The 24,897-nt window shown below is 65.7% G+C and carries 24 protein-coding genes; 7 read left to right on the forward strand and 17 right to left on the reverse strand.

Going from position 1 to position 24,897, the window contains the following annotated elements; all coding sequences use genetic code 11:
* Positions 1–29 precede the first annotated feature (29 nt).
* Positions 30–731 carry a response regulator transcription factor CtrA gene (gene ctrA, locus ACSQ3M_RS14200; protein WP_114829414.1) on the reverse strand — a complete coding sequence of 234 codons (702 nt, stop codon included), beginning with the start codon at positions 729–731 and terminating at the stop codon, positions 30–32.
* Between the two features lie 389 nt (positions 732–1,120).
* Here ctrA and fliI point away from each other — a divergent pair, with 389 nt between their 5' ends.
* Positions 1,121–2,413, forward strand: coding sequence for a flagellar protein export ATPase FliI (fliI, locus tag ACSQ3M_RS14205; RefSeq protein WP_436150972.1), 1,293 nt, complete (start codon positions 1,121–1,123; stop codon positions 2,411–2,413).
* A gap of 5 nt (positions 2,414–2,418) precedes the next feature.
* On the opposite strand, the gene ACSQ3M_RS14210 is transcribed toward fliI, so the two are convergent.
* Entirely contained in the window at positions 2,419–2,982 is a 564-nt protein-coding gene (locus ACSQ3M_RS14210) for a TlpA disulfide reductase family protein (protein ID WP_436150717.1), read from the reverse strand.
* 128 nt (positions 2,983–3,110) lie between these two features.
* Positions 3,111–4,313, reverse strand: a complete 1,203-nt coding sequence (locus ACSQ3M_RS14215; RefSeq protein ID WP_436150718.1) for an MFS transporter — start codon at positions 4,311–4,313, stop codon at positions 3,111–3,113.
* A gap of 351 nt (positions 4,314–4,664) precedes the next feature.
* Here ACSQ3M_RS14215 and fliJ point away from each other — a divergent pair, with 351 nt between their 5' ends.
* Positions 4,665–5,069: a flagellar export protein FliJ gene (fliJ, locus tag ACSQ3M_RS14220; RefSeq protein ID WP_092156084.1), complete on the forward strand. Its 405-nt coding sequence runs from the start codon at positions 4,665–4,667 to the stop codon at positions 5,067–5,069.
* Between the two features lie 10 nt (positions 5,070–5,079).
* Here the strand turns inward: fliJ and ACSQ3M_RS14225 are convergent, their stop codons facing one another.
* From ACSQ3M_RS14225 to ACSQ3M_RS14240, 4 genes are all read right to left on the reverse strand, one after another.
* Complete coding sequence (locus ACSQ3M_RS14225; RefSeq protein WP_436150719.1) at positions 5,080–5,694, reverse strand: GNAT family N-acetyltransferase; 615 nt, start codon at positions 5,692–5,694, stop codon at positions 5,080–5,082.
* 64 nt (positions 5,695–5,758) lie between these two features.
* On the reverse strand, positions 5,759–6,322 hold the full coding sequence (locus tag ACSQ3M_RS14230) for a TetR/AcrR family transcriptional regulator (protein WP_436150720.1): 564 nt from the start codon (positions 6,320–6,322) through the stop codon (positions 5,759–5,761).
* A gap of 399 nt (positions 6,323–6,721) precedes the next feature.
* Positions 6,722–6,937: a hypothetical protein gene (locus ACSQ3M_RS14235; protein WP_436150721.1), complete on the reverse strand. Its 216-nt coding sequence runs from the start codon at positions 6,935–6,937 to the stop codon at positions 6,722–6,724.
* Positions 6,938–6,994: 57 nt separating this feature from the next.
* Positions 6,995–7,789, reverse strand: coding sequence for an NAD(P)H-dependent oxidoreductase (locus ACSQ3M_RS14240; RefSeq protein ID WP_436150722.1), 795 nt, complete (start codon positions 7,787–7,789; stop codon positions 6,995–6,997).
* A gap of 93 nt (positions 7,790–7,882) precedes the next feature.
* On the opposite strand from ACSQ3M_RS14240, the gene ACSQ3M_RS14245 reads away from it, so the two are divergent.
* Complete coding sequence (locus tag ACSQ3M_RS14245; protein WP_436150723.1) at positions 7,883–8,803, forward strand: LysR family transcriptional regulator; 921 nt, start codon at positions 7,883–7,885, stop codon at positions 8,801–8,803.
* A gap of 7 nt (positions 8,804–8,810) precedes the next feature.
* Here ACSQ3M_RS14245 and gpmI read toward each other — a convergent pair whose 3' ends face one another.
* The gene (gene gpmI / locus ACSQ3M_RS14250) at positions 8,811–10,325 is read right to left on the reverse strand and encodes a 2,3-bisphosphoglycerate-independent phosphoglycerate mutase (RefSeq protein WP_436150724.1); all 1,515 of its coding nucleotides are present in this window, start codon (positions 10,323–10,325) and stop codon (positions 8,811–8,813) included.
* Positions 10,326–10,444: 119 nt separating this feature from the next.
* On the opposite strand from gpmI, the gene ACSQ3M_RS14255 reads away from it, so the two are divergent.
* Together ACSQ3M_RS14255 and ACSQ3M_RS14260 are read left to right on the forward strand one after the other, a co-directional pair.
* On the forward strand, positions 10,445–11,188 hold the full coding sequence (locus tag ACSQ3M_RS14255) for a haloacid dehalogenase type II (RefSeq protein ID WP_436150725.1): 744 nt from the start codon (positions 10,445–10,447) through the stop codon (positions 11,186–11,188).
* Between the two features lie 22 nt (positions 11,189–11,210).
* Positions 11,211–11,897: a glutathione S-transferase family protein gene (locus ACSQ3M_RS14260; protein WP_436150726.1), complete on the forward strand. Its 687-nt coding sequence runs from the start codon at positions 11,211–11,213 to the stop codon at positions 11,895–11,897.
* Positions 11,898–12,020: 123 nt separating this feature from the next.
* On the opposite strand, the gene ACSQ3M_RS14265 is transcribed toward ACSQ3M_RS14260, so the two are convergent.
* Positions 12,021–12,788 carry a glucose 1-dehydrogenase gene (locus ACSQ3M_RS14265; RefSeq protein ID WP_436150727.1) on the reverse strand — a complete coding sequence of 256 codons (768 nt, stop codon included), beginning with the start codon at positions 12,786–12,788 and terminating at the stop codon, positions 12,021–12,023.
* Between the two features lie 121 nt (positions 12,789–12,909).
* Between ACSQ3M_RS14265 and ACSQ3M_RS14270 the strand changes: the two genes are divergently transcribed.
* On the forward strand, positions 12,910–13,947 hold the full coding sequence (locus ACSQ3M_RS14270) for an L-idonate 5-dehydrogenase (protein ID WP_436150728.1): 1,038 nt from the start codon (positions 12,910–12,912) through the stop codon (positions 13,945–13,947).
* Positions 13,948–13,951: 4 nt separating this feature from the next.
* On the opposite strand, the gene ACSQ3M_RS14275 is transcribed toward ACSQ3M_RS14270, so the two are convergent.
* Positions 13,952–15,703: a sensor domain-containing diguanylate cyclase gene (locus ACSQ3M_RS14275; protein ID WP_436150729.1), complete on the reverse strand. Its 1,752-nt coding sequence runs from the start codon at positions 15,701–15,703 to the stop codon at positions 13,952–13,954.
* 325 nt (positions 15,704–16,028) lie between these two features.
* Positions 16,029–17,702 carry a formate--tetrahydrofolate ligase gene (locus tag ACSQ3M_RS14280; RefSeq protein ID WP_436150730.1) on the reverse strand — a complete coding sequence of 558 codons (1,674 nt, stop codon included), beginning with the start codon at positions 17,700–17,702 and terminating at the stop codon, positions 16,029–16,031.
* Between the two features lie 233 nt (positions 17,703–17,935).
* Between ACSQ3M_RS14280 and ACSQ3M_RS14285 the strand changes: the two genes are divergently transcribed.
* Positions 17,936–18,532, forward strand: a complete 597-nt coding sequence (locus ACSQ3M_RS14285) for an intradiol ring-cleavage dioxygenase (protein WP_436150731.1) — start codon at positions 17,936–17,938, stop codon at positions 18,530–18,532.
* Positions 18,533–18,564: 32 nt separating this feature from the next.
* On the opposite strand, the gene ACSQ3M_RS14290 is transcribed toward ACSQ3M_RS14285, so the two are convergent.
* The 6 genes from ACSQ3M_RS14290 to ACSQ3M_RS14315 form a co-directional block, all read right to left on the reverse strand.
* Positions 18,565–18,828, reverse strand: a complete 264-nt coding sequence (locus ACSQ3M_RS14290; protein WP_436150732.1) for a hypothetical protein — start codon at positions 18,826–18,828, stop codon at positions 18,565–18,567.
* 18 nt (positions 18,829–18,846) lie between these two features.
* Complete coding sequence (locus ACSQ3M_RS14295) at positions 18,847–20,826, reverse strand: hypothetical protein (RefSeq protein ID WP_436150733.1); 1,980 nt, start codon at positions 20,824–20,826, stop codon at positions 18,847–18,849.
* 98 nt (positions 20,827–20,924) lie between these two features.
* Complete coding sequence (locus tag ACSQ3M_RS14300; protein WP_436150734.1) at positions 20,925–21,335, reverse strand: low affinity iron permease family protein; 411 nt, start codon at positions 21,333–21,335, stop codon at positions 20,925–20,927.
* A 74-nt stretch (positions 21,336–21,409) separates the two neighbouring features.
* Positions 21,410–22,522, reverse strand: coding sequence for an S-(hydroxymethyl)glutathione dehydrogenase/class III alcohol dehydrogenase (locus ACSQ3M_RS14305; RefSeq protein WP_436150735.1), 1,113 nt, complete (start codon positions 22,520–22,522; stop codon positions 21,410–21,412).
* A 137-nt stretch (positions 22,523–22,659) separates the two neighbouring features.
* Entirely contained in the window at positions 22,660–23,556 is an 897-nt protein-coding gene (locus ACSQ3M_RS14310) for a hypothetical protein (protein ID WP_436150736.1), read from the reverse strand.
* A gap of 291 nt (positions 23,557–23,847) precedes the next feature.
* Positions 23,848–24,708: an outer membrane protein gene (locus ACSQ3M_RS14315; protein ID WP_436150737.1), complete on the reverse strand. Its 861-nt coding sequence runs from the start codon at positions 24,706–24,708 to the stop codon at positions 23,848–23,850.
* Positions 24,709–24,897 lie beyond the last annotated feature (189 nt).

The following is a 24,897-nucleotide window of genomic DNA, read 5'->3' on the forward strand; positions in this document are numbered from 1 at the left end:
CGTCCACGATGACGCCGGGATGACGAGCTTCAGGCCGGAATGCGCTCTTCGACCTCGGTCGGCTCGCGCAGCACATAGCCGCGGCCCCAGACCGTCTCGATGTAGTTCTTGCCGTCGGAGGCGTTCGCGAGCTTCTTGCGCAGCTTGCAAATGAAGACGTCGATGATCTTGAGCTCGGGCTCGTCCATGCCGCCATAAAGGTGGTTCAGGAACATTTCCTTGGTCAGCGTCGTGCCCTTGCGGAGCGAGAGCAGCTCCAGCATCTGGTATTCCTTGCCGGTCAGGTGCACCCGGGCTGCATCCACTTCGACGGTCTTGGTGTCGAGGTTGACGACGAGGTCGCCGGTCGTGATCACCGACTGGGCATGGCCCTTCGAGCGACGCACGATGGCGTGGATGCGGGCGACCAGTTCGTCCTTGTGGAATGGCTTGGTCAGATAGTCGTCGGCCCCGAAACCGAGCCCCTTCACCTTGTCCTCGATCCCGGCGAGACCGGAGAGAATCAGGATCGGCGTCTTGACCTTGGCGACGCGCAGGGAGCGCAGCACCTCGTAACCCGACATGTCGGGCAGGTTCAGGTCGAGCAGGATGATGTCGTAGTCGTAGAGCTTGCCGAGATCGACACCTTCTTCGCCCAAATCGGTCGTGTAGACGTTGAAGCTCTCGGACTTCAGCATCAGCTCGATGCTCTGAGCGGTCGCGCTATCGTCTTCGATCAGCAGAACCCGCATGTCACGTCCCCAATTTCGCCCCGAGGCAGCGATCCCGTTCAACCACCCAGAACCCTCGTGGTCCTGGAGACGAACGCTTGCCCGATGAAACGCCACGCGACACGCTACGGGGAAATGGTTAACAAACCCTGATTCCCTGACGCAAGCGCTTCTTGGCGAAAGGTTGACGATCCTTGTCGAGGTGAGTCGAATTTGACACGGATCGTACGAGCTTCAGCCGCGAAAGCACCTTTCGCGTAAGCTCGCGTCGAGGAATCAGGCGCAAATCGCTTAACTCTTCGACGCAGCTTCGAAACGCAGTGTTAATCACTCAGCTTAATGAAAGGTTTACGGCAGGGTCCATGAGCGGCACTTCGACAGGCCCGGATCGGTTATCCACACTCGCCGCGATGATCGGCGAGCTCGAGGCCACCTCGGTCTATGGCCGCGTCACCGCCGTGCGCGGCCTGCTGGTCGAGGTCTCCGGGCCGATCTCCGCGATGAGTCTGGGCGGCCGGGTCGGCATCGAGATTGCGCCGGGCACCCGCGTTCCCTGCGAAGTCATCGGCTTTTCCGGCGAAAAGGCGCTGGTCATGCCGTATGGCGGGCTCGATGGCGTTCGCCGCGGCTGTCCGGCCTATGTCGACCGCACGGTGGCCGGCCTGCGCCCGACTCCCGCCTGGCTCGGCCGCGTCGTCGACGCGCTCGGCCGGCCAGTCGATGGCGGCCCGCCGTTACCGCAGGGCGAGCACACTATCCCGTTCCGCAACGATCCACCGTCAGCCCATGCCCGAAGGCGCGTCGGCGGGCCGCTTGACCTTGGTGTGCGCGCCCTCAACGCCTTCCTCTCCTGCTGTCTTGGCCAGCGCATGGGCATCTTCGCCGGTTCCGGCGTCGGCAAATCAGTGCTCCTCTCGATGCTGGCGCGCTATGCGAGGGCCGACGTCAACATCATCGGCCTCGTCGGCGAGCGTGGCCGCGAGGTTCAGGAATTCCTCCAGGACGATCTCGGGCCGGATGGCCTTGCCCGCTCGGTCGTCGTGGTCGCGACCTCGGACGAGCCGGCTTTGATGCGCAAGCAGGCGGCGCTGACGACACTGACGCTCGCCGAATTCTTCCGCGATCAGGGCCTGCAGGTGATGTGCCTGATGGATTCGGTCACGCGATTCGCCATGGCGATGCGCGAGATCGGCCTCGCCGCCGGTGAGCCGCCTACGACCAAAGGCTATACCCCGACCGTCTTCGCCGAACTGCCGCGCCTGCTCGAACGCGCCGGCCCGGGCACCGGCGACGGCGCGATCACCGGTCTCTTCACCGTGCTGGTCGATGGCGGAGACCATGACGAACCCGTCGCCGATGCGGTGCGCGGCATCCTCGACGGCCATATCGTGATGGAGCGCTCCATCGCCGAGCGCGGCCGCTATCCGGCGATCAACATCCTGAAATCGGTGTCGCGCACCATGCCGCGCTCCTGCGATCCACTCTATTATCCGGTCGTGCAGAAGGCGCGCGCCACGCTCGCGACCTATGCCGACATGGAGGAACTGATTCGGCTCGGCGCCTATCGCCAAGGCGCGTCCGCCGAGGTCGACGAGGCGATCCGGCTCAATCCCGAGCTCGAAGCCTTCCTGAAGCAGGCCAAGGACGAGGCGACCGGCCTCGCCGACGGCTATTCCCGGCTCGCCCGAATCATGGGGATGTGAGCAGCCTACAGCCGCCCGACATGATCGAGCAGAGCTGTCGCCTGGGGCGACGCCCAGTCCGCCTCGCCGAGCATATAGCCGCGCACGCCGCCACGCCGGTCGGTGACATAGATCACCGGCAGTCCTTCAGCGGTCGACAGCGGCTGCCCCGCCCCGGACGCCGCGATGACCTTGCCGGCGCGATCGTAGAAGACCGGCAGCCGCTTGATGCCGAGGCGCGCCAGATATTGTCGGACGTGAGCCAGCTCGCGCTCATCGGTGCTGATGGTCACGAGCTCGACACCCCTCGCCTTGAAGTCGGCGAGCTGCCGCTCGAAGCGCGGCAAGGTGATTCGGCAGACCGGGCACCAGGTTGCCCAGAGATAGATGAGACAGACCTTGCCCGGCACCGGCCTGGCAATGGCGGGCTTGCCGTCGAGCCCTTGCAGGGAAAGCAGCGCCATCGGCTCGACCGGATCGAGCTCGATGAACTGGTAGCGCGCCGTGCGGAACTGCGGCAGCCGTGTTTCGGCCAGCCCCGGTGCCGCGAGCAGTCCGAGCGTGGCCTGCAGGGCAAGGCGGCGGGTCAATGAACAGGGCGGCATATCGTCTTGAGCTCGATCACGTCGGAAAGGCCGCGTGATAGGCCGGCGGGAGCCGCGATCCCATGCACGATCGCGTCAGCGGCGCACCCGACCATGTCGCTTCTGGGGCAGCGCTAAGTCCGCAGCCTGCGCACCAGCACGATCATGGCGAGCAAGGCCATGCTCTGGATCACCGCCGACACCATAAGCGTGCCCGAAGCGCCCAGCCGCTCGACCAGCAGCGCGAACAGCAGCGGCGCCGCCGCGAAGGTCAGATTCTGCGGCACGGTCAGGCGGCCGAGCATCGCGCCGAAGCCTTGGCGGCCAAACAGCGCCAGCGGCAGGGTCGCGCGCGCGACCGCGATCACGCCCATGGCCGCGCTGAACAGCATGACGAAGGCAATCGCGATAGCGCTGGACCCCGGTGCAAGCGCCATCAGCACACAGGCGGCCGGTCCGAGCGCGAGTCCGGCCAGAGCCACACGCTCGACCGGGAGGCGCTCGCCCGCAACCGCATCGACCGCTCGCGCCATCAGGGTCGCGGGGCCACTCAGCGAGGCGATCGTCACCGCGCTCACCGCACCGATGCCAGCCCCCTGCATCAGCCCGATGATGTGCAGCGGCAATCCCCAGGAGACCAGGCCACTCGCCGAAAAGCTCAGCGCCAGCAGCCAGAATATCGCCCGCCGCTCGCCAGGCGGCACCCTGCCCTGCTCTTCGGCCGGCATGGCCGACGGGCCAGGTTCAGCCAGCGGCTTGGCGCGATAGGCCGGGATGGCGAGATGGATCGGCAGCACAATCACGAGCTGGATCGCTGCGAAGACCATGAGGCAGGTGCGCCAGCCATAATCGGCACTGAGCCAGGCGGTCAGCGGCCAGAACACGCTGGAGGCAAGGCCGGTGACCAGCATCATCAGCCCGATCACGCGGCGGGTACGCTCGCCCATCAACTGCGCCACCGTGACGTTGCCGGTATTGGCGAGCTGCATCGCATGACCGATGCCGATGACGAACCAGGTTGCAAGATAACTGACCGGCCCCTGCGCCAACGCCAGCAGCGCCAGCCCCAGCCCCGAGATCACGGCGCCCAGCGCCATAGCGTGTCGCGTGCCGCGCCGGTCGAGATGGCGCCCGAGCAGGGGCGCGATCGCCGCTCCGATCACCAGCAGGATCGTGATTCCACCGAAGATGACCGCAGGTCCGAGCTTGAGCTCACGATCGAGATAGGCCGCCAGAACCGAGGGCGAATAGTAGATCGAGCCCCAGCCGATGATCCGTGTCAGGGCAAGTCCGCTCAGCAGCAGACTGTACTCGGGGAGGCGGCGCGAGACGGGCAAGGATTCTGTCCGGCGCGCTGGCACGCACGCCCCTTGTTATTGATTCGCCCCACGCTAGCGCGAGCTGCGCTCGACCGGGAGAGCCCGGGACGCACCCGTTGCATGCATCGAAAGCGAGCGATCCTGGTAAGAAACGGTCAACCTCCTTGCGCCATTGTGATTTTCGTCTCGCGGAGTGTTCCGGTGGTGGGCCGAGGGGTCGGCGCGCCACCAGAGTCGGATCCGATCAGGTTGAACCAACCCGGTCGGTGAATCCGTCTCTGAACGAAAGTTGGAGACCGTTCTAGCGGCCGGCTTGCGATGCAGGCAGTCCGGAGCGGGCTCGATGCGTAATCAGGAGTTGGGCACGACATGAAGTCGCGAGAGACCCTTTTGCGTCTCAAACGCTTCCAGGTGGACGAAAAGCGCCGCCGGGTAAGCCAGATTGAGATGATGATCGCGGAATTCAACCGAATGGCTGGAGATCTCGACCGCGAGATCCAGAACGAGGAAACGCGTGCCGGTATCTCCGATCCGGCCCATTTCGCCTACCCGACCTATGCCAAGGCGGCACTGGGACGTCGCGACAATCTGCGCCAATCCGCAGACAACCTGCAGGGCCAGCTCGACGAGGCCAAGGCCGAGCTGCAGGAAGCCTTCGAGGACATGAAAAAAGTCGAGATCCTCGACGATCGCGAGCGCGCCACCGAACGTGCTGCGGAAGCTGCCCGCGACCAGGCGATGATGGACTCGATCGGCCTGCGCTCGCGCGCCTGAAGACGGGCGCCTATTCGATCACCGGGTGATGCGGGACGGCGGTGCGCGCCATCGCCCCGTGCAGGCGCGGATCGTCGTCGACCTCGACGCTGCGCTTGAATGCCGAAAAGCCCGAGCGCTGATAGAACTCGACCGCCCCCTGGTGGTCGAGCGTGCAGGTGTGCACCCAGAATCGGCCGATCGGCCTCGCCCAGGCGCGCTCCAGCGCCCGGTTCATCAGCCAGCGCCCTGCCCCCTTGCCGACGACACTCTCGTCCAGGCCGAAGAAGGCGAGCTCGCCCTCGCCTTCAACCCTGAAGTCGAGCTCGAGCAGGCCGACGTCCCGCCCGTCGAAGCGCACCGCGAAAAAGTCGACGGCCGGGTCGGAGAGGATCGCCCGGAGTCCTTCGGCTGGCTTGACCAGGCGGCTGAACCACATCCAGCGCTCGCCGAGCAGGCGATAGACCGCCAGATACCGGGCCACATCCTCGCGGCCGATCGGCTCCAGCGAGAAGCCCGCGACGCCCGGCGGGTCGGGCCGTCGCGTCGGCGCTGAGAACATCTCGAGCGAGGTCACGACGGCGGCAATCTTGCCGGCCGGCAGGTCGGTGGTGCCGTTCAGGCTGATGGCAAAGGTTTTGGGCATGGCTTCCGGCGAGGCTGACGGGGCAATCGGTTGCGCGACTCTCATCACGCGACCGACCTCCGAACTACTGCCTGGCGCCGATTCCGTCGAGCAGGGTTGCGGTTGCGAGCGCTGCGATCTGCTCGCTGCCAGCGCCGCTGGTGCGGATCCATTCCGGCACCCGATTCAGCCCGCCCAGGAAATACGGCACCAGCAGGCGCAGATCGTGTCCGCCATTGATCTCGCCGCTCGCCACGCCCGTGGCGAACACCTCGTACCAGAGCTGAGCGTATTTTTCCCGCATCTTGCGGCTGCGCCGCCTGATCACCGGCGGCAGATGCTCGTAGACATGCATATATTTCTGGTCCTTGCCGACCAGGCTGGCGACATGCATTCCCACCGCGGTTGAAAGCCGCTGCGCGAATGGCGCCGCCTTTGGCATGTCTCGGACAGCCTCTGCCACCCGGGAATAGAGCGTCTCGATCCCCTGATTCAGGATCTCCTCGACGATCTCGTCCTTCGACCTGAAATGGTAATAGAGGCTGCCGGCCTTCATACCGACCAGCGCCGCCACCGCCCGCATCGTACAGGCGTCATAGCCCTCGCGAACAATGATCTCCGCCGCAGCGTCGAGGATCTCGTCCCGCATTGTCCTTTGCTTTGCCGACTCCACCGTACCGGCCAGAGCCGGCTTTCTCGCATTGCGCGCTCTCATCCTGGATCCGCCCGTCCCCGGCATCCGCGACGACCCGCCCCCCAGGTCGACATGCGCCCATCCGGAAGCGCATGATTGCCGTCACTACTTTCACTTGCGCGAGGGATCAAGGCGACAACCTTGCCGTTCAGCGTGAAATTCCATAGTCATCGCATGAATATTAAACCAAACGATAGTTTGGGTTGACTTGCAGCGAGCGTTTCCGCCCGATTTCGGAGCTGCCGAAACCACCGTGATCTGCTCGTAATCGGCGGATGTACCTGCGCATAATGGGCCGCCAGCACGAGATGGGGCAAGGCGTCTCGAAGATCGCCCCCGTCGCGTCTCTATCTGTCAGAGCTTGCTGGTTTTCTCGTTCCGCTCGTGCTTGCCGGCAGCCAGGCCTTCCGGATCACCCAGCTCATAGGGGGCATGCGGCCCGGTCTGGTGAGCGGAACGCGGATTCGGTCCCGCGCGCCGCTGGTCCTGCGCGCCGGACTGTCCCGGGCGCTGCGCAGTCACGAAGGCAGCGGGCGTATCGGTCAGGTGGTCGCTGTGCTTGTTCGGCATGGGTGGTCCTCCCCTTCGGGACAACCACCCAACGCCGGGGGAGTTCCGAGGCGCCGGCTATTCCGCCGTGCCTGCATCGACATGCAGGGCAAAACCGCGGGCTTCCGGCTCGCCTAGGCCCGGGCGCAGCGTCATCCCCGGGATAAGGTAATCACCGAAATTCTGACGCCGGTAGGGAATCGGCCCGCTGGTCTCCAGCGTCTGCATGCGCCCACGCAATTGTTCTGCGACGCGCTCGAAATCCGCCGGCTGGAACCGGTCCACCTGGTAGACGACGAAGGACGGCAGCACGTCGTAGCCGGGGTAATAGAGAATGCCGTGATTGATCGGGAACAACAGGTCCTCGATCGGCCCGTTGATGCCGCGGGCTGAATAATGCTCCTCCCAGCCGCCAGCGGTGACGATCAGCATGGCGCGTTTTCCTGCGAGCGTCCCCTCGCCGAAACGCTCGCCCCAGCGTCTGTCGCTGTGCTCACCGACGCCATAGGCGAAGCCATAGGCATAGACCCGATCGACCCAGCCCTTGAGGATCGCCGGCATCGTGTACCACCACAGCGGGAATTGCAGGATCAGCGTGTCGGCCCAGAGCAGCTTCTCGATCTCGGCCTTGACGTCGTCGGTGAGATTACCTGCCTCGAAACTCTTCTTAGAGGCAGTCCCCACGCGTAGCCCCTCGTCTCGCGGCCAGTTTGGGAAGTCCGCCCTATCGACTTCCGACTTCCAGCCTTCGGCATAGAGATCGGTGACACGGACCTCGTGCCCTTGGGCTTCGAGTTCGGCGACGGCGACGTCGCGCAACGCGCCATTGAGCGAACGACGTTCGGGATGAGCGAAAACGAGCAGGACCTTCATGGGATAGCCTTTCCGGATGGGAACCGGCTTCCGAACTAGGCGCTGACTCAGCTCTACACTATAATGCAGCAATGCATATGATTATGCCGTTTTATGGATAGATCTGACATCACACTGGAGCGGATGCGCAGCTTCGTCCGCGTAGCCGAACGCGGCAGCCTGTCGGCAGTCGCGCGCGAGCTCGGCCTCGGCCAATCGACGGTGACGCGGCATCTCAACGAGCTGGAGGCCGCGCTCGGCATCCCCTTGCTCAGCCGCACCACCCGCCGCGTGACGCTGACCGACGAAGGCAGCCGCTATTACCAGCACTGCCTCGCCATCCTGCGGCTGGTCGAGCAGGCAGGCGACGAAGCCCGCGGCGCCCGCGACGGTCATTCCGGCACGGTGCGCATCTCCTGCACCGCCGCTTTCGGCGTGTTGCACATGACGCGGCTGATCTTCGCCTTCCAGGATCGCCATCCCGAGATCGGCGTCGACCTCAGCCTCAGCGACGAGCGCATCGATCTCATCCGCGAAGGCGTCGACATCGCCATTCGCCTCGGCCCGCTCGCCGACAGCACGATGCGGCTTCGCCCGCTCGGCCGCTCCCAGCGGCTCCTAGTGGCGGCGCCTTCCTATCTCGCTGCGCGTGGACGGCCTGTGTCACCGCGCGACCTGACGAGCCATGACGGCATCCGCATGACAAACATCGCCGGCAGCGACCTGCTCACGCTCCAGGACTCCGGCGGAGAGCGCCACGCCGTACCGTTCGGCGGCCCCCTGCGGGTGGACCATGGCCTGGCAGCACGCGAGGCGCTGCGCGCCGGCCGTGGCATCGCCCCGGCCCATCGCTGGCTGATCGACGACCTGCTGGGCTCAGGCGAGCTCGAGCCGATCCTGACCGATTATGCCCTGCCGAGCATTGCGCTCAGCATGCTGATCGTGCCGGAGCGGGCGGCTGTCGCCCGCGTCCGCCTGCTCATCGATTTCCTGGCTGCGGAGATCGCCGCGATCCCCGGCATCACGTCGGCCTGACCGCCGCTCAGCGCAGCAGCGACTGCCCGGTCATCTCGGCTGGCTGCTTCAAGCCGAGCAGCGCGAGCAGGGTCGGCGCGACATCGGCGAGGCGGCCCTCGGCCAGCCCCGTCGCCTGCCCGCCGATCAGCATGACCGGCACGGGAAAAGTGGTGTGGGCGGTGTGCGGGTTGCCGGTCACGGGATCGACCATCAGCTCGGCATTGCCATGGTCGGCAGTCACGATCAGCGCCCCACCCTTGGCGAGGATGGCCTCGGCGATCTGGCCCAGGCTCGCATCGATCGTCTCGACCGCCTTGATCGCTGCCGACAGCACGCCGGTATGGCCGACCATGTCGGGATTGGCGAAGTTCAGCACGAAGAGATCGTACTGCCCGCTCTCCACCGCGGCAACGACCTTCCCGGTCAGCTCCGGCGCCGACATTTCCGGCTGCAAATCATAGGTCGCGACCTTCGGCGACGGCGTCATGCTGCGCTCTTCGCCGGCGAAAGGCTCCTCGCGCCCGCCATTGAAGAAATAGGTGACGTGCGGATACTTCTCGGTCTCGGCGAAGCGGATCTGCCTGAGACCCGCCTGCGACACCGTCTCGCCAAGCCCGTTGGCCAGGCTCTGCGGTGCGAACAGCGCCGGCATGATCGGATCGAGCGTCGAGCTGTACGAGGTCATCCCGACCGCGCCGACAAGCTTCGGCATGCGCAGACGTGGAAAGCCGCTGAATTCGGCAAACAGCAGCGGCGCCAGGATCTCGCGGATGCGGTCGGCACGGAAGTTGAAGCTGAGCAGGCCATCGCCATCGGCCATGCCGCTGTAGTCGCCGATCGCCGCCGGCTTGATGAACTCGTCGCTGACATTGGCGGCATAGGCGGCTTCGATCGCCGAGCCCGCATTCGGCATGCGCTCGCCCTCGCCGAGCGCCAGCACCTTCCAGGCGAGCTCGACGCGCTCCCAGCGATTGTCACGGTCCATCGCATAATAGCGTCCGCTCACCGTTGCGATCTTGACCTGCGGCGGCAGCGCCGCCTCCAGCGCGGCGACATAGTCCTTCGCCGAGCGCGGCGGCGTATCGCGGCCATCGGTGAAGACATGGATAAGCACCGGAACGCCCGCCGCGACGACGAGCTTCGCCAGCGCCACCGCATGGTCCTGATGGGCATGGACGCCGCCGGGCGAGACCAGGCCGAGGATATGGCAGGTCCCGCCGCTGGCCTTGAGCCTGCCGATCAGCCCGCTCGCGTCCAGCGCCTGCTTCAGTGTGCCATCCACAACGGACTGGTTGATGCGCGGCAGATCCTGCATCACGACGCGGCCGGCGCCTAAGTTGAGGTGGCCGACCTCGGAATTGCCCATCTGCCCCTCAGGCAGGCCGACATCGAGGCCAGAGGTGCGCAGGAAGGCGTGCGGCGACGAGGCCCAGAACCGATCGAAATTCGGAGTCTTCGCCAACAGGACCGCGTTGTTGTCCTTCTCATCGCGCCAGCCCCAGCCATCGAGGATCATCAGCATGACGGGGCGGCTGGACATTCGCGTATCCTGTGCGTCTGCGAACAAGTGCTTGTGCGGATATCACGCTCCGCGCGGCCAAGGCGAGCGCTAAGAATAGCGCCACAACGCCCCCAAGACCTCCAAGGGAGAACGCAGCCATGCCGATCAAGGCCGTTGTCTTCGATGCCTATGGCACGCTCTTCGACGTGCAGTCGGTCGCCGGCGTCACCGATGCCGCCTTCCCCGGCCATGGCGAGACGATCACCCAGATCTGGCGGCTGAAGCAGCTCGAATACACCTGGCTGCGCGCCCTGATGGGCCGCTACGAGGACTTCTGGAGCGTGACACAGGCCTCGCTCGACTTCACGCTGAAGACGCTCGGGCTCGAGGCCGCGCCCGATTTCATTGCCCGCATCGCCGCAGCCTATGACGCGCTGGCGCTCTATCCGGAGGCGCTGGCAGCGCTGCAGGGTCTCGCCCCCACACGCCTCGCCATCTTCTCCAATGGCAGCCCGGCCATGCTGGCCAATCTCACCCGGCAGGCCGGCATCGACACGCTGCTGGAGACCGTGATCAGCGTCGACGAGATCGGCAGCTACAAGCCCGATCCGCGCGGCTATCGCCTGGTCGAGGAGCGGCTGGGCCTGACGCGCGACGAGATCCTGTTCGTCTCCTCAAACGGCTTCGACATCGCCGGCGCCAAGGCTTACGGCATGACGGTAGCGCGCATCGAGCGTGTAACCTCGCAGGCCCTGCGCGACGAACTTGCAGGCGCAGCGGTGATCGGGCCGAAGAGCCTGTTCAAGGCGCTGCGCATACAACCGGAACAGCTCGGTGCGGGTGCCGATCTCACCATTTCGGCCCTGACCGATCTCGTCCCTTACGTCGCCGCGCGCCGCTGAGCGCTTCCACCGGAGAGCATAGATGATCCGCTTCTACTACCACCCCTCGCCCAACCCGGCGAAGATCGCGCTCTTCCTGGAAGAGGCCGGCCTGCCCTACGAATTCGTGCCGGTCGACACCCGCAAGGGCGATCAGTTCAAGCCCGATTTCCTCGCCATCAACCCGAACGGCAAGACCCCAGCCCTGACCGATGGCGACGTCAGGATCTTCGACAGCAACGCGATCCTGCTCTACCTCGCCGAGAAGACCGGCCAGTTCCTGCCGCCGGACACAGCTGAGATGCGCGGCCAGATGCTGTCCTGGCTGATGTTCGTCGCCACCGGCATCGGCCCCTATACCGGCCAGTCCGTGCATTTTTCGCGCATGGCGCCGGAGAAGGTGCCCTATGCGATCAACCGCTATGGCCGCGAGGCCGAGCGGCACTGGGGCCTGCTCGACGATCAGCTCGGCAAGCACCGCTACATGCTTGGCGATGACTACACGCTGATCGACATGGCGGTCTGGGGCTGGGCGACGCGCGCGCAGTTCGCGCTCGGCGACGAAGCCTTCGCCAAGCTTGGCAATGTCCGGCGCCATCTCGACGAGATCTCGGCCCGGCCGGCGGCACAGCGCGCCGTCGCGCTCAAGGACAAGTTCGCCTGGAAGACCGAGGTCGACGACGAGGCGCGGAAAATCCTCTTTCCGCAGAATGCTTTTCTGAAGGTGTAGCGTTTCAGCGTCATTCTCGGGCGAAGCGAAGCGCAGACCCGAGAATCTCATGACGATGGGGCGCTGTAGGAGCCTCATCCGGCCTAAGATGCTCGGGTCAAGCCCGAGCATGACGGCCAAGCCTCACACCACCGCGGTCAGGCCGCCATCGACCATCAGCAGGTGGCCGCTGACATAGTCGGAAGCTTCCGAGGACAGGAAGATCGCCGCCCCCGCCAGCTCCTTGGTTTCGCCCCAGCGGCCGACCGGGGCGCGGCTCTTCACCCAGTTCGAGAAGGTCTCGTCGGCGATCAGCGCCTGATTCAATTCGGTGACGAAATAGCCGGGGCCGATCGCGTTGACCTGGATGTTGTGCTTGCCTAGTTCGGCGGCGAGCCCCTGCGTCATCAGGCTGACCGCGCCCTTCGACGCCGTGTAGGGCACGATGCTCGGCCGGCCGAGCTTGCTCATCACCGAGCCTATATTGACGATCTTGCCGCGGTTGCGCGGGGCCATGCGCTTGGCCACCGCCTGGCTGACATAGAACACCGAGTGCAGGTTCGTCGCCATCAGGAAGTGCCAGTCCTCGGCCGGGAAGTCGACGAAGGCGCCGCGCTTTTGCGTGCCGGCATTATTGATCAGGATGTCGATCGGCCCGGTCTCGGCCTCGATCTTGGCAACGCCCGCCTCGACCGCCTTTTGGTCGGTGACGTCGAAGGCCGCGATCGAAGCCTTATGGCCGGCAGCCGCAATCGCATCGCGCGCCTTCTCCAGCTTGCCGGTGTCGCGGCCATTCAGCACGACATGGGCGCCGGCGGCAGCGAGGCCTTCGGCGATCGCGAGGCCGATGCCCTGGCCGGAGCCGGTCACCAGCGCGATGCGCCCGTCGAGCTTGAACAGATTGAGCGACATCCTATCCTCCCCTTCGGCGGCTGATCTTGCGGCTTGGCAGCGCGTCCAGGCTTGGGTAAGCGGTTTAAAACGATTAGACAATGCCGCAGCCGCATGGCCGCCGCTCACAGGAGACTTCGTCATGCGCGCCGTCGTGATCCATGCCGAGAAGGACCTGCGGGTCGAGGATGCGGCCGTTCCGGAACTCGGTCCGCTCGACGTCAAGGTCGCGATCAAGGCCGGCGGCATCTGCGGCTCCGACCTGCATTATTATCTCCATGGCGGCTTCGGCACGATCCGGGTGCGCGAGCCTCTGATCCTCGGCCATGAGATCGCCGGCATCGTCGAGGCGGTCGGCGGCGAGGTCTCGCGCGTCAAGCCGGGCGACCTCGTTGCGGTCAATCCGAGCCGGGCCTGCGGCCGTTGCCGCTATTGCCAGGCCGGCCAGCAGCAGCACTGCGTGGACATGCTGTTCTACGGCAGCGCCATGCGCTTCCCCCATGTCCAGGGCGGATTCCGCGAGGTGCTGGTCATCGAGGAGCGCCAGGCGGTGAAGCTGCCCGGCCATGTCGGCGCGGCGCAGGCCGCCTTCGCCGAACCCCTCGCCGTCTGCCTGCATGCGGTCAAGCGGGCTGGACCGCTTCTCGGCAAGCGCGTCCTCGTCACCGGCTCCGGGCCGATCGGCGTGCTGACCGTGGTCGCCGCCCGCGCCGCCGGTGCTTCCGAAATCGTCGTCACCGACGTGGTCGACGGCCCGCTGCCGATCGCACTCAAGATGGGCGCGACAGCTGCGATCAACGTCATGGCTGAGCCGGAGCGGCTGAAGGCCGATTACGGCGCGCAGAAGGGCGCCTTCGACGTCATGTTCGAATGCTCGGGCAACCAGCACGCGCTGACGGGCGCCTTCGATGTGCTGCGCCCCGGCGCAGTGATCGTCCAGATCGGCGTCGGCGGCAATTTCACCATTCCGATGAATGTCGTCGTCGCCAAGGAATTCGACTTGCGCGGCTCGTTCCGCTTCCACGAGGAGTTCGACTGGGCGGTCGAGCTGATCGCGTCGGGCAGGATCGACCTCTCGCCGCTGCTCACCGCCTCGATCCCGATCGAGCGCGCCGTCGAGGCTTTTGAACTGGCCGCCGACAAGTCCAAGGCGATGAAGGTGCAGCTGGTGTTCGGTTGAGGCCTCAGACCACCCGGCGCAGCATGGCGGCGGATTGCGGCTCGTCGATCGCGACGCCGTCGCGGCCATTGCGCTTGACCTGATAGAGCGCCGCATCGGCGCGCGCAGCGGCATCGGTCAGGCTGTCCTCAGGCCGCGCCATGGCCGCGCCGAGGCTCGCCGTCATCGGCACCGCCCGGCCATCGCTGAGCGCGACCGGCGCCTCGCGCAGCAGCGTCGCGATCTTGCTCGCCATCGTCGCGAGCGACTCCGCCGTGCAATCGCTGATCAGCAGGATGAATTCGTCGCCGCCCCAGCGGGCGCAGGCATCGTAGCTGCGTAAGGTCGAGAGCATCCGCCGGGCGCAGGCGATCAACACCTCATCCCCGGCATGGTGGCCGTAATCGTCATTGACGAGTTTGAAGCGGTCGAGGTCGACGATGATGAGCCCGCAGGCCTTGCCATCGCGCCGGGCCCGGTTCTGCTCGCGCGCGAAAACCTCCTCGAAACCGCGACGGTTCAGCACCGAGGTCAGCGGGTCATGCTGCGCCAGCTTTTCGAGCTTCTGCGTGCGCTCGGCGACCATCGCCTCGAGCCGCCCGGTATTGTCGCCGACGGCCTGGGCCATCTCGTTGAAGGCGCGCGAGAGCCGGGCGATCTCATCATTCCCCTCCTCCTTCGCAACGGCGGAGAAGTCGCCGGCGCGGACCCGGACGACGCCCTGCTCGACCCATGCCAGCCGGTCGAGCACCTTGCGCTTGAACAGGAAGGTCATCAGCCCGGCGGCCACGATGAGGATCGCGACCATCAACCCGGCGATCGGCGCAAACAGCTTGCGATCGATGATGGCGTCGACATCCATCACCGTGACGTTGAACCAGCCGAGCCGGTCGAGGAAACCGACGCCGACCAGGACCTCGTGTCCGTCCATCTGCATGAAGCGAGAGAGGACGACCGCCTCGCCCTTGGCCACGCGCTGCATCATGTCGGCGAGCGCCTTGCGGTCGCCCTCCTCGTCGAGCAGGCGGAAGATCGTCTTCTTGGCCGAGATGTCCTTGGTCAGACTGTGGAAGTCGACCACGCGCGGATCGCGATGCGCCTGCACCGCGCCCTGCAGATCGACGAACATGCTCTGCACGCCGGTCTGCGGGAATTCGACGACCTCCCTGATGAACTGGGTCAGGTCGACGCCGGTGCCGATCAGGCCGAGGACCTTGCCATCCTTCTGGATGATGCAATTGATCCAGACCTTGGTGACGGAGAGCACCTCGTCGCGGTTGACGTTGAGATGGCAGCCTTTGCCGAGCGCGCGCGTCTTGAAGTACCAGATGTCCTGCGCAGCATTCGGCGAGACGGTATAACGCAGCCGGTTGTGCTCGTAGGTGTTGTCCTTGTCGTTGAAATAGTAGTTTCCGCTCTTGTCGACGACGGCGAAATAGCTGCGGTCGGTGAAGGAGAGCCGATAGTGCTCGAGTTCGGCGAGCCCGCGTTTGGCCTTCTCCGGATCGGTCTCGTCCTGCGCCCATTCGACGATCACCGGCGCGCGCGCCACCGTCTCGGCCAGCGAGACCTCGCGCATCAGCGCTTCCAGCCCGCGATAGCGGTCGAACAGGATCTGCTTCTCGGCGAAGAGCGTGCCGAGCTTCACCACCGTGCCGTTGACCATCCAGAGGAAGATGCCGGAGGCCGGCACCGCGATCGCGACCAGCGTCGCCAGGACGAGCATGAGCACACGCGCCTTCAGGCCCGAATTGGTCCAGGCGGTCAGCAAACCCATCTCGTCGGCATCTCCTGCGCCTTCCGACATGTTCGAAAGCGCACGGGGCCATGGTGGCCACGATATGGTTTACACTTCGTTGACGAATGCGGCCGGGCTAGAGCGTCATTCCGGGGCAGGCCACAGGCCTGAGCCCGGAACCCATGAACACGCCCTCACCGTCATGGTCGGCCTTGTGCCGACCATCCACGTCTTCACTGATCGAAAGTGGTGTTCAAGACGTGGGTGCTCGCCACAAGGGCGAGCATGACGAACTGGAGTAACGCCGTAGTCATGGATTCCGGGCTCGCTGCTGCGCAACGCCCCGGAATGACGACGAAACGGGCTAGAACAGCCCCTCGATCTGGCCGTGCGCGTCGATGTAGATGCGCTCGGCAGCCGGCTGGCGCGGCAGGCCGGGCATGGTCATGATGTCCCCGCAGATCGCGACGATGAAGCCGGCGCCGGCCGAGAGCCTGAGCTCACGCACCGGTACGATATGCCCTGAGGGCGCGCCGCGCAGCGTCGGGTCGGCCGAGAAGGAATACTGCGTCTTCGCCACGCAGATCGGCAGGTTGCCATAGCCGGCCGCTTCGAGTTCGGCGATGCGCGCGGTCACCTTGGCGTCCATCGAGACGCCGGCGGCACCGTAGATCTCGTGCGCGATCGTCTCGAGCTTCTGGCGCAATGGCATCGCGTCCGGATAGAGCGGCGCGAAATCCGCCTCGCCGCTTTCCGTCAGCACCGCGACCTTGGTCGCGAGCTCGGCGGTGCCGGCCCCACCCTCGGCCCAGTGCCGGCAGACCACCGCTTCGACGCCAAGATGGTTGCGGCAGAAATTCTGGATCAGTGCGTGCTCGGCAGTGGTGTCGCTGGTGAAATGATTGATCGCGACGATCGCCGGCACGCCGAACTTGCGGACATTCTCGACATGGCGGGCGAGATTGGAAAGGCCCACCTCCAGCGCCTTGAGGTTCTCGTTGCCGAGCAGGTCGCGCGCGACGCCGCCATGCATCTTGAGAGCCCGCACGGTCGCGACCACCACCGCGACATCCGGCTTCAGCCCGGCCTTACGGCACTTGATGTCGAAGAATTTTTCGGCCCCGAGATCGGCGCCGAAACCGGCCTCGGTGACGACATAGTCGGCGAGCTTCAGCGCGGCGCGCGTTGCGATCACCGAATTGCAGCCATGGGCGATGTTGGCGAAGGGCCCGCCATGGACGAAGGCAGGCGTGCCCTCCAGCGTCTGCACCAGGTTCGGCATCAGCGCGTCGCGCAGCAGCACCGTCATCGCGCCCTGAGCGTTGAGCTCGGCCGCCGTGACCGGACGCTTGCTGCGGGTGCGGCCGATGACGATGCGACCGAGCCGCTCCTCGAGATCGGCAAGATCGTTGGCGAGGCAGAAGATCGCCATCACCTCGGAGGCGACGGTGATGTCGAAGCCGTCCTCGCGCGGGAAGCCGTTCGTCGCCCCACCGAGCGAGGAGACGATCGAACGCAGCGCCCGGTCGTTCATGTCGACCACCCGGCGCCAGGCGATATGGCGCTCGTCGAGATCGAGCCCGTTGCCCCAGTAGACATGGTTGTCGAGCATCGCCGCCAGCAGGTTGTGCGCGCTGGTGATGGCGTGGAAGTCGCCGGTGAAGTGCAGGTTGATCTGCTCCATCGGCACGACCTGGGCATAGCCGCCGCCGGCTGCTCCGCCCTTCTGGCCGAAACAGGGACCGAGCGAAGGCTCGCGCAGCGCGATCATGGTGCGCTTGCCGAGACGCTTCAGCCCGTCGCCGAGCCCGACCGTCGTCGTGGTCTTGCCCTCGCCGGCCGGCGTCGGACTGATCGCGGTGACGAGGATGAGCTTGCCGTCGGGCCTCTCGGCGAAATCCGGGATCGCGTCGGTTTCGATCTTGGCGATGTATTTGCCGAAAGGGTGCAGCGCCGCCTCTGGGATGCCGGCTTCCTCGGCGACGGTGCCGATCGGCTTAAGCGTCGCCGCCCGGGCGATCTCGATATCGGTCGACATGCCGTCCCTCAGAGCCTGCTTAAACGGGACGCCTCGCCTCCCTCGCGGGCGCGACTATTGCCGAAAAACGCGACCGGTCGCCAGCGCGCCGGCACATGGATGCAATGTGCCCACAGGAGACTTCCCAGCCTCAGCCACCATCACAGTTCGGCGAGGCGGCGCCTTCGCCTGAAATCGGACATGGCTCCTGTGGCAAGAATGGCGGCGCCGCAAGGCGCAAAGAGGGGAAAGCCATGTCAGACGCTCCAAGCCGCCGTGACCTGCTCGCGCGCCTCTCGGCCGCAGGCTTCGCAGGCCTCACCCTCCCCGCCGATGCATTCGCACAAAGCGTCGACCTGCCGGCGACCCCAGCCTGCGAGGGACACGCCACCGCGACGCCACGCCAGACCGAAGGCCCGTTCTTCACCCCGTCCTCTCCCCAGAGCGCCGATCTGCGGGCCGACGGCAATGGCACCTTGCTGGTGCTGAGCGGTTTCGTGCTGACGCGGCAATGCCGGCCGGTTGCGGGCGCCCTGCTCGATTTCTGGCATGCCGATGCCGGCGGCCAGTATGACAATCGCGGCTTCCGCTTCCGTGGCCACCTCTTCGCCGACCAGCAGGGGCGCTACCAGTTCATCACGCGCGCGCCGGGGCTCTATACCGGCCGCACGCGTCACCTCCATGTGAAGGTGCGTGCCGGCACGCAGAGCCCGGTTTTGACCACCCAACTCTATTTTCCCGACGAGCCCGGCAATCGCCGCGACAGCCTGTTCGATCAAAAGCTGCTGATGAGCCTGCGCCCGGCCGAAGGCGGCCAGCTCGGCCGCTTCGACTTCGTGCTGGCGGGATAACCACGCCGCTAATCCGGCAAGCGCTCTTCCGGTTATCGCAACGGCCTCGCCGCAAGCGCCTCCGCCAGCCAGCCGACGACGGTTGCCGCCGCAGCCAGCGCTTCGGCTTCGCTCCCATAGCTCAGGCCGGAATAGTACTGCACCGGCGTCCAGCGGCCTTCATCCTCGGCATCGCGACGAAACTCCTCGAAGCCGAAACTGTGATCTGGCCGCCGGAACAGGTCGACGCAGCGATCATGCTCGCCGTTCTCTATGCTGCGAAACACCACCCAGGATTTGTCCAGCCGCCGTGACATCGCGTACCCCTACCCTCGTCAGCGCGCCTGCGGATCTGGGTGCCCGTCGATGCGCATCTGGAACAGGAAATAGGTCGGCGAGCAGAAGCCGTAATCCTTCACCGTCGTGGTCGCGCCCGGCACGTCGTCCGGAATCGCCTGGCACATGTAATCCTCGCGGCAGAAGCTGGTGGCGCTGCAGGTGCCGCGATTGCCGCGCGTCACCGCCTTCGACAGGCACTCATCGAAGCGATTGGTCGCAACGCAATCGTCGAAGGCCTTGCCGCCGGCGAGCCCGCAGATCTCGTCCGGCACCTTGCCATTGGCAAAGCCGGCGAAGGTCCGATCGGCGGGCGTGCACTGGCGATAGGCCATTCCGGCGGGAACACCGATCTTGGCCGGCCGGCAGTTGAAGGCGCTCTGCGAGAAGCCCGTGGCAAAGGCGCCGAACTGCCCGGTCTTGCGGTAGCGATCGAGATAGGGCTTGCCGGCAGCAGTAGTGATCGCCCCGGTCAGGCAGGGTTGGCCGGAGAAGTTGCGGGCCTCGTCGAGCCTGACGCACTGGCCGAACTCGATCCCGACCGCCTTGCTCTCGACCAGCGGCTTGCAGACCGAGCCCCCGGCACAGCCCCAGCTCTCGCCGAAGGCCCGGGCGCTCTCGCCCGTCAGGCAAGGCATGGTCAGCGCAGCCGGCTTATAGGCGAAGGGTGGGCCAGTTTGCCAGTTCGCCGGCGGTGCGAAGGACGGCGGACGGTAACGCGCCGGCTCGGTGCCATCAGCGACCGCTGCGACATAGGCCGCGCGGCGAAAACCTTCCGCGTAAAAATGCGGGGAGATGCCGGCCTTGATCCGGTTCAGCGGCGAGGTCGAGCCGTCGTCGAGCCCGAACATGTGGAAGCCGGCGGTGGCGCCGGCCTGATGGCAGCCCATGCAGGAGCCGTTGTCGAGCCGCTCCAGCAGCGCCTTCCCGTTGCGCACCAGCCGGGTTGCGCCGAAATCGAGCCCGGTCAGCGCGGCTGCCGGCACGGCCTCGGTGAAGGGGTGGTTGGCCAATCGGGCGCTGCCGAAGGTCGAATAGGAGATCGCCTTCGTCGCCAGGAAGCGCTCGGGAACCTGATAGACGCCCCGGTCGATCGCCGGGAGATTGGTTCTGACGTAGTCGATCAAGCCCTGCCGCAGCGCCGCATCGGTCTTCAGCCGCGCCACGTCGGGCGTGTTCTCCAGCGGCTTCGGCTTGAGTATGAGGCTCCCTTCGCTGCGGGACGCCGCGAAGACGCGCTGCAGATAGGCGGCCTGCCCACCGAACTCGGTCTCCATGCCGGACGGGAAGCGCACGATCTGGGCGTTGACCTCGACCTGCTTGAGACTGATCCGCTCCTTCGCCAGCGGTCCTTCGGCAAGCCGTCGCGCCAGCATGGCCGGATCGCCGACAGGCGCGATCAGCCAGGCTTGCGCGGCCTCGCGGCAGGAGCCGCCCTCGCCCGCCCTGACGCTGAAGACCGCGTTCAGCGTGAACGGCAAACGCGAGGCCAGCCGGCGCTTCAGCTTCGCATCGTCGAAAGCATAGGCGAGCCGGTAGATCAGGCGTACCTCGCCGCAGCTGGTCTCGCCGGACAGCGTGGCGAAATCCTGCCGGTCGAGCCGGTTGACCACGGCGGTCAGCTGGAACCGCGCGATCGGCGAGCGCAGCCAGCGCAGGTCGATGACCCGGCCGACATTACCGTCCGTGACCTCGTAGAGCTTGCGGCCATTGGCCAGCATCTCGGCACGCAGCGCGGTGACGTCCTCGCCGACATGGCTGGCGATCGTCCGGAAGGCGGCGCTGTCGCGGGCGAGATCGGCCGTGCTCTTGGCCGGCCCGCTGCCAAGGATATCGGACAGCCCGTAACCCGACGCTTCAAGCCGGCGCAGCGCGGCGACATCCTGGACATCGAGGAGCGGTTCGGCCGCGCCGACGGCCGTGCTCACGAGCGAGAGCAGCATCGCCAGGCCAAGCCTCCGCCAACCTGCGCCCCGCATGGCGTTGTCCCCGGCCGATTCGCACCGCATCGGGCGCTCCGCGGCGAAGGATAGCGTGGCGGCTGCCTGCGTCCAGCCGGGCAGGGTCGCAGTGGTCTTCAGCCGGGGCGCCCTTCGCGAGCCGCGCGTGCCTTGCGCGCCAGCTCCTCGAACTCCGCCCGCATCTCCTCGAGCTTGTCCTCGTCGAGCTCCTCGAGATCGAGCAGCTCCTCGCGCGCGCCTTCGATCTTGTTGATCAGCTCGTCGAGCTTGATCTGCATCGCCGCGGTATCACGGTTCTGGCTGTTCTGGATGATGAACACCATCAGGAAGGTGACGATCGTCGTCGAGGTGTTGATCACCAATTGCCAGGTGTCATTGAAGCCGAAGAACGGTCCCGATACCGCCCAAATGACGATGATGGCGAGCGCGATGAAGAAGGTCTGCGGCTTGCCGGCCCAGTGCGCCGTCGCCTGCGACAGGCGGGTGAAGAGGGAGCGGCTGGCGCTCCCTGGTTTGGCTGCTGTCATGGCTGGTCCCCCGATGCGCCGTCCCGATCAACGATGATCGGGCAGAAGCGTTCCGGGAGACCCGCCTGGTATTCTCAGTAGACCACGACCGAGCGGATCGACTTGCCCTCATGCATCAGGTCGAAACCGTGATTGATCTCGTCGAGCGAGAGCTTGTGGGTGATAAGATCGTCGATATTGATCTTCCCCTCCATGTACCAGTCGACGATCTTCGGCACGTCGGTACGCCCCCTCGCGCCACCGAAGGCAGTGCCCTTCCAGACGCGGCCGGTGACGAGCTGGAACGGCCGGGTCGCGATCTCCTTGCCGGCTTCGGCGACGCCGATGATGATCGATTCGCCCCAACCGCGATGGCAGCACTCCAGCGCCTGGCGCATCACATTGGTGTTGCCGGTGGCGTCGAAGGAGAAGTCGGCGCCGCCGCCGGTCAGGTCGACGATCGCCTGCACCACCTTGTCGTTGCCGATCTCGGCGGGGTTGATGAAGTCGGTCATGCCGAACTTCTCGGCCATGGCGCGCTTGCCCGGGTTGATGTCGACGCCGATGATCTTGTCGGCGCCGACCATGCGGGCGCCCTGGATGACGTTGAGGCCGATACCGCCGAGCCCGAAGACGACGACGTTCGCGCCTGGCCAGACCTTGGCCGTGTAGATCACCGCACCGATGCCGGTGGTCACGCCGCAACCGATATAGCAGATCTTGTCGAAGGGGGCGTCCTCGCGGACCTTCGCCAGCGCGATCTCGGGCAGCACGGTGAAGTTCGCGAAGGTCGAGCAGCCCATATAGTGGAAGACCTCACCGCCTTCGCAGGAGAAGCGCGAGGTGCCGTCCGGCATCAGCCCCTGCCCCTGCGTCGCCCGGATCGAGGTGCAGAGATTGGTCCGGCGCGACAGGCAGGACTTACAGCTGCGGCATTCCGGCGTGTAGAGCGGGATGACGTGGTCGCCGGCTTTAAGCGTCGTGACGCCCGCGCCAACCTCGCGCACGATACCGGCGCCCTCATGGCCGAGGATCGCCGGGAACTTGCCCTCGGAGTCCAGGCCCGACAGCGTATAGGCGTCGGTGTGGCAGATGCCGGTCGCCATCACCTCGACCAGAACCTCGCCGGCCTTCGGCCCGCCGATCTCGATGGTCTCGATCGTCAGCGGCTTACCGGCTTCCCAGGCGACGGCGGCGCGTGTCTTCATGGTCGTATCCTCGCAACGGCTGTTCGGCCGCTGACGAAACGCGCGCGACCGCAAACCATCTAGAGGCTGTCACGGACCCCGGACAAGGCTTGGAAGCGATTTGATCGCCAAGCGGCGGGCACACCGCCGCACGGAATTCAGAACGTCCAGCCGATATCGACCTGGACGAGATGGCGGCTGAAATTGGTCAGGTCGAGCGGGCCGTGGCGGCCGCGCTCATGGCCTGTGACCTGGACATTGTAGGCGATGGACAGCGCCAGCCGCTCGGTCGCCTGCCAATAGAGGCCGGGTCCGACGAAAGTGGCGTGGCCGGCATGGTTGCCGAAGCCGAGCGAATTCTGCTGCCGCAGATGCCGGACCTCGCCGCTCAGGAAAACGCCATCGACGACCTGCCAGGCCAGGGCCGCGCCGGCGGCGAAGGTCGAGGACCGTGAGAAAGGCTCGGTCCCGTTCCAAACCATGTTATGGGAGACGTTGATGGCGGCGTAGAGCGTCTCCGAAATCAGGACGCGGTCGGCCAGCAGGCGGAATCCGGTGTTGTAGCTGTCGAAGCGGCCCGTCTGCTTGTCGTCGTTGCGCTCGGCGCCGACATCCATGCCGAAGGTCAGGCCAAAACCGTGATGGCTGTGATTCAGCAGGCGGTAGCGCATTTCCAGGCCGGCGCCATGGCTCCTGTCCTTGAGCCTGTCGCGGGCGATGACCGAGCGTGTCGTGCCGCCGAACAGCGAGGCGCCGATCTCGAGACATGGCAGAAGCCCATAGGACCCGGTCAACGTGGCGCTGCGGCTGCGCGAGCGCCCTTCGCGAACACCGGCATTGCCGCCCAGCGTCAGGCCAAGGCTGCCGCCGCCGAGGTCGGCGATGCCCGAGCTGTCGGTGAAGCCGAAAGCGTCGGTCGGCGCATCGTCGGAACTGTCGCAGACCGAAGCGGCGCCGGGTCGCGGCTCGGCCTCGGTCGCCGAGACGGGAGTGCCCCAACTCGGTGCGATCACGGCAAGCGCTAAGGCCGACCGTGCCAAAAGGCTCAGTGTCATATGCAAATCCCCCCGGCTTGCTGCCAGCCAGCAAAGCAGGAGGGGTTTAAGTGCTCGTGAACAGGCTGCGCCGGGCCGGTCGATCTTTAGCGCCGGGCTTAACCCAAGGTAATTTCGACCGCCTGTATTGAAGCGATCGATTAATTGCCGCGACTTCGAGCGGCAGGTCGCAGCGCGGCGTCTCCGCGAAAAGCACCTTCCCCATGCGTACGCACGCATGCGAGACCGCTCAAACGAACGGCGCGGTCTTTCGACCGCGCCGCAAAATCGTCGCTAGGATTGGAGAGCCGTTCAGTACTTGCGCACGACCGGGGCCGGCGCGTAGGTGACCGGGCGCTCGACCGGGCCGCAGCAATCCGGCTCGCCGAAGTTCCAGCGCATGCCGATGCGGAAATCGTGGCTGTCGATATCCTTGACCTTCAGCGGCGAGTAGGTCTCGTTCAGGAAGGCGTTGCGGATACGCCCCGAGTTGGCGTCGCCGAGATTGAGATAGCGGTAGCCCACTTCGAGCGTGAGGTTCTTGTTCACCTCGTAGCCGACGCCGGCCATCAGCGCCCAGGCCACGCCCGACTTGTCGCCATTGCCGGCCGTGCCCAGCGTGCCGGCGCCGTTGAACTGCAGGCCCTGGTCGGTCAGGCCGGTGATGCGGTTGGTCGCATAGCCGATACCGGCGCCGATATAGGGCGTCAGGCAGTTCCAGGTACCGAGATCGACATAGGCGTTGAACAGGGCGACGATCGAGGAGAGGTTGCCCTTGTAGGTGTTGGTCTGATTGCCGCCGATGAAGGGGTTGAAGACCACGTCGGTGGCGCCGATCGTGGCCCCGCCGCGATATTCCAGCGTGCCGTCGACCCGGAACCAGTTGTTGAAGCGATAGCCGATACCCGCACCGCCGAAGAAGGATGTGGAGCTTTCTTCCTTGGCGACGAAGCTTCCGCCGAACTGGCTGATCTCCGCCTGCTGGTAACTGCCGTAATTCGTGACGCCGACGCCGATATCGCCGCGCAGATAGATGCCCGAGCTGATCGTGCCGCGCAGTTCCGGCGGCGGAGGAGCGGGCGGCGGGGCCATCGGGAAATCTGCCGCCTGGGCGATGGCGGACGCGCTCACGGCCATGGCGCCTGCAAGCGCAAGGGTTTTCAGGCTGCGCATGGCAGGCCCCTTCGAGTTTGCATGCAGCTGGACTCAAGCGCACGCGAGTTACCGATGGGGAAACCTTGCCACTGATTTCTTAAATGAGGCTTAACCCTAAAAAACAACCCTATCAGTCCGTAAACGGCTGCTTTGCGGGTTGTGGGACTTACTTCTCGCGCACGGAACAGTGCTGACATCCCGAGCGCC

The sequence above is a fragment of the Allobosea sp. LjRoot90 genome, from assembly GCF_964254315.1.
Classification (GTDB): domain Bacteria; phylum Pseudomonadota; class Alphaproteobacteria; order Rhizobiales; family Beijerinckiaceae; genus Allobosea.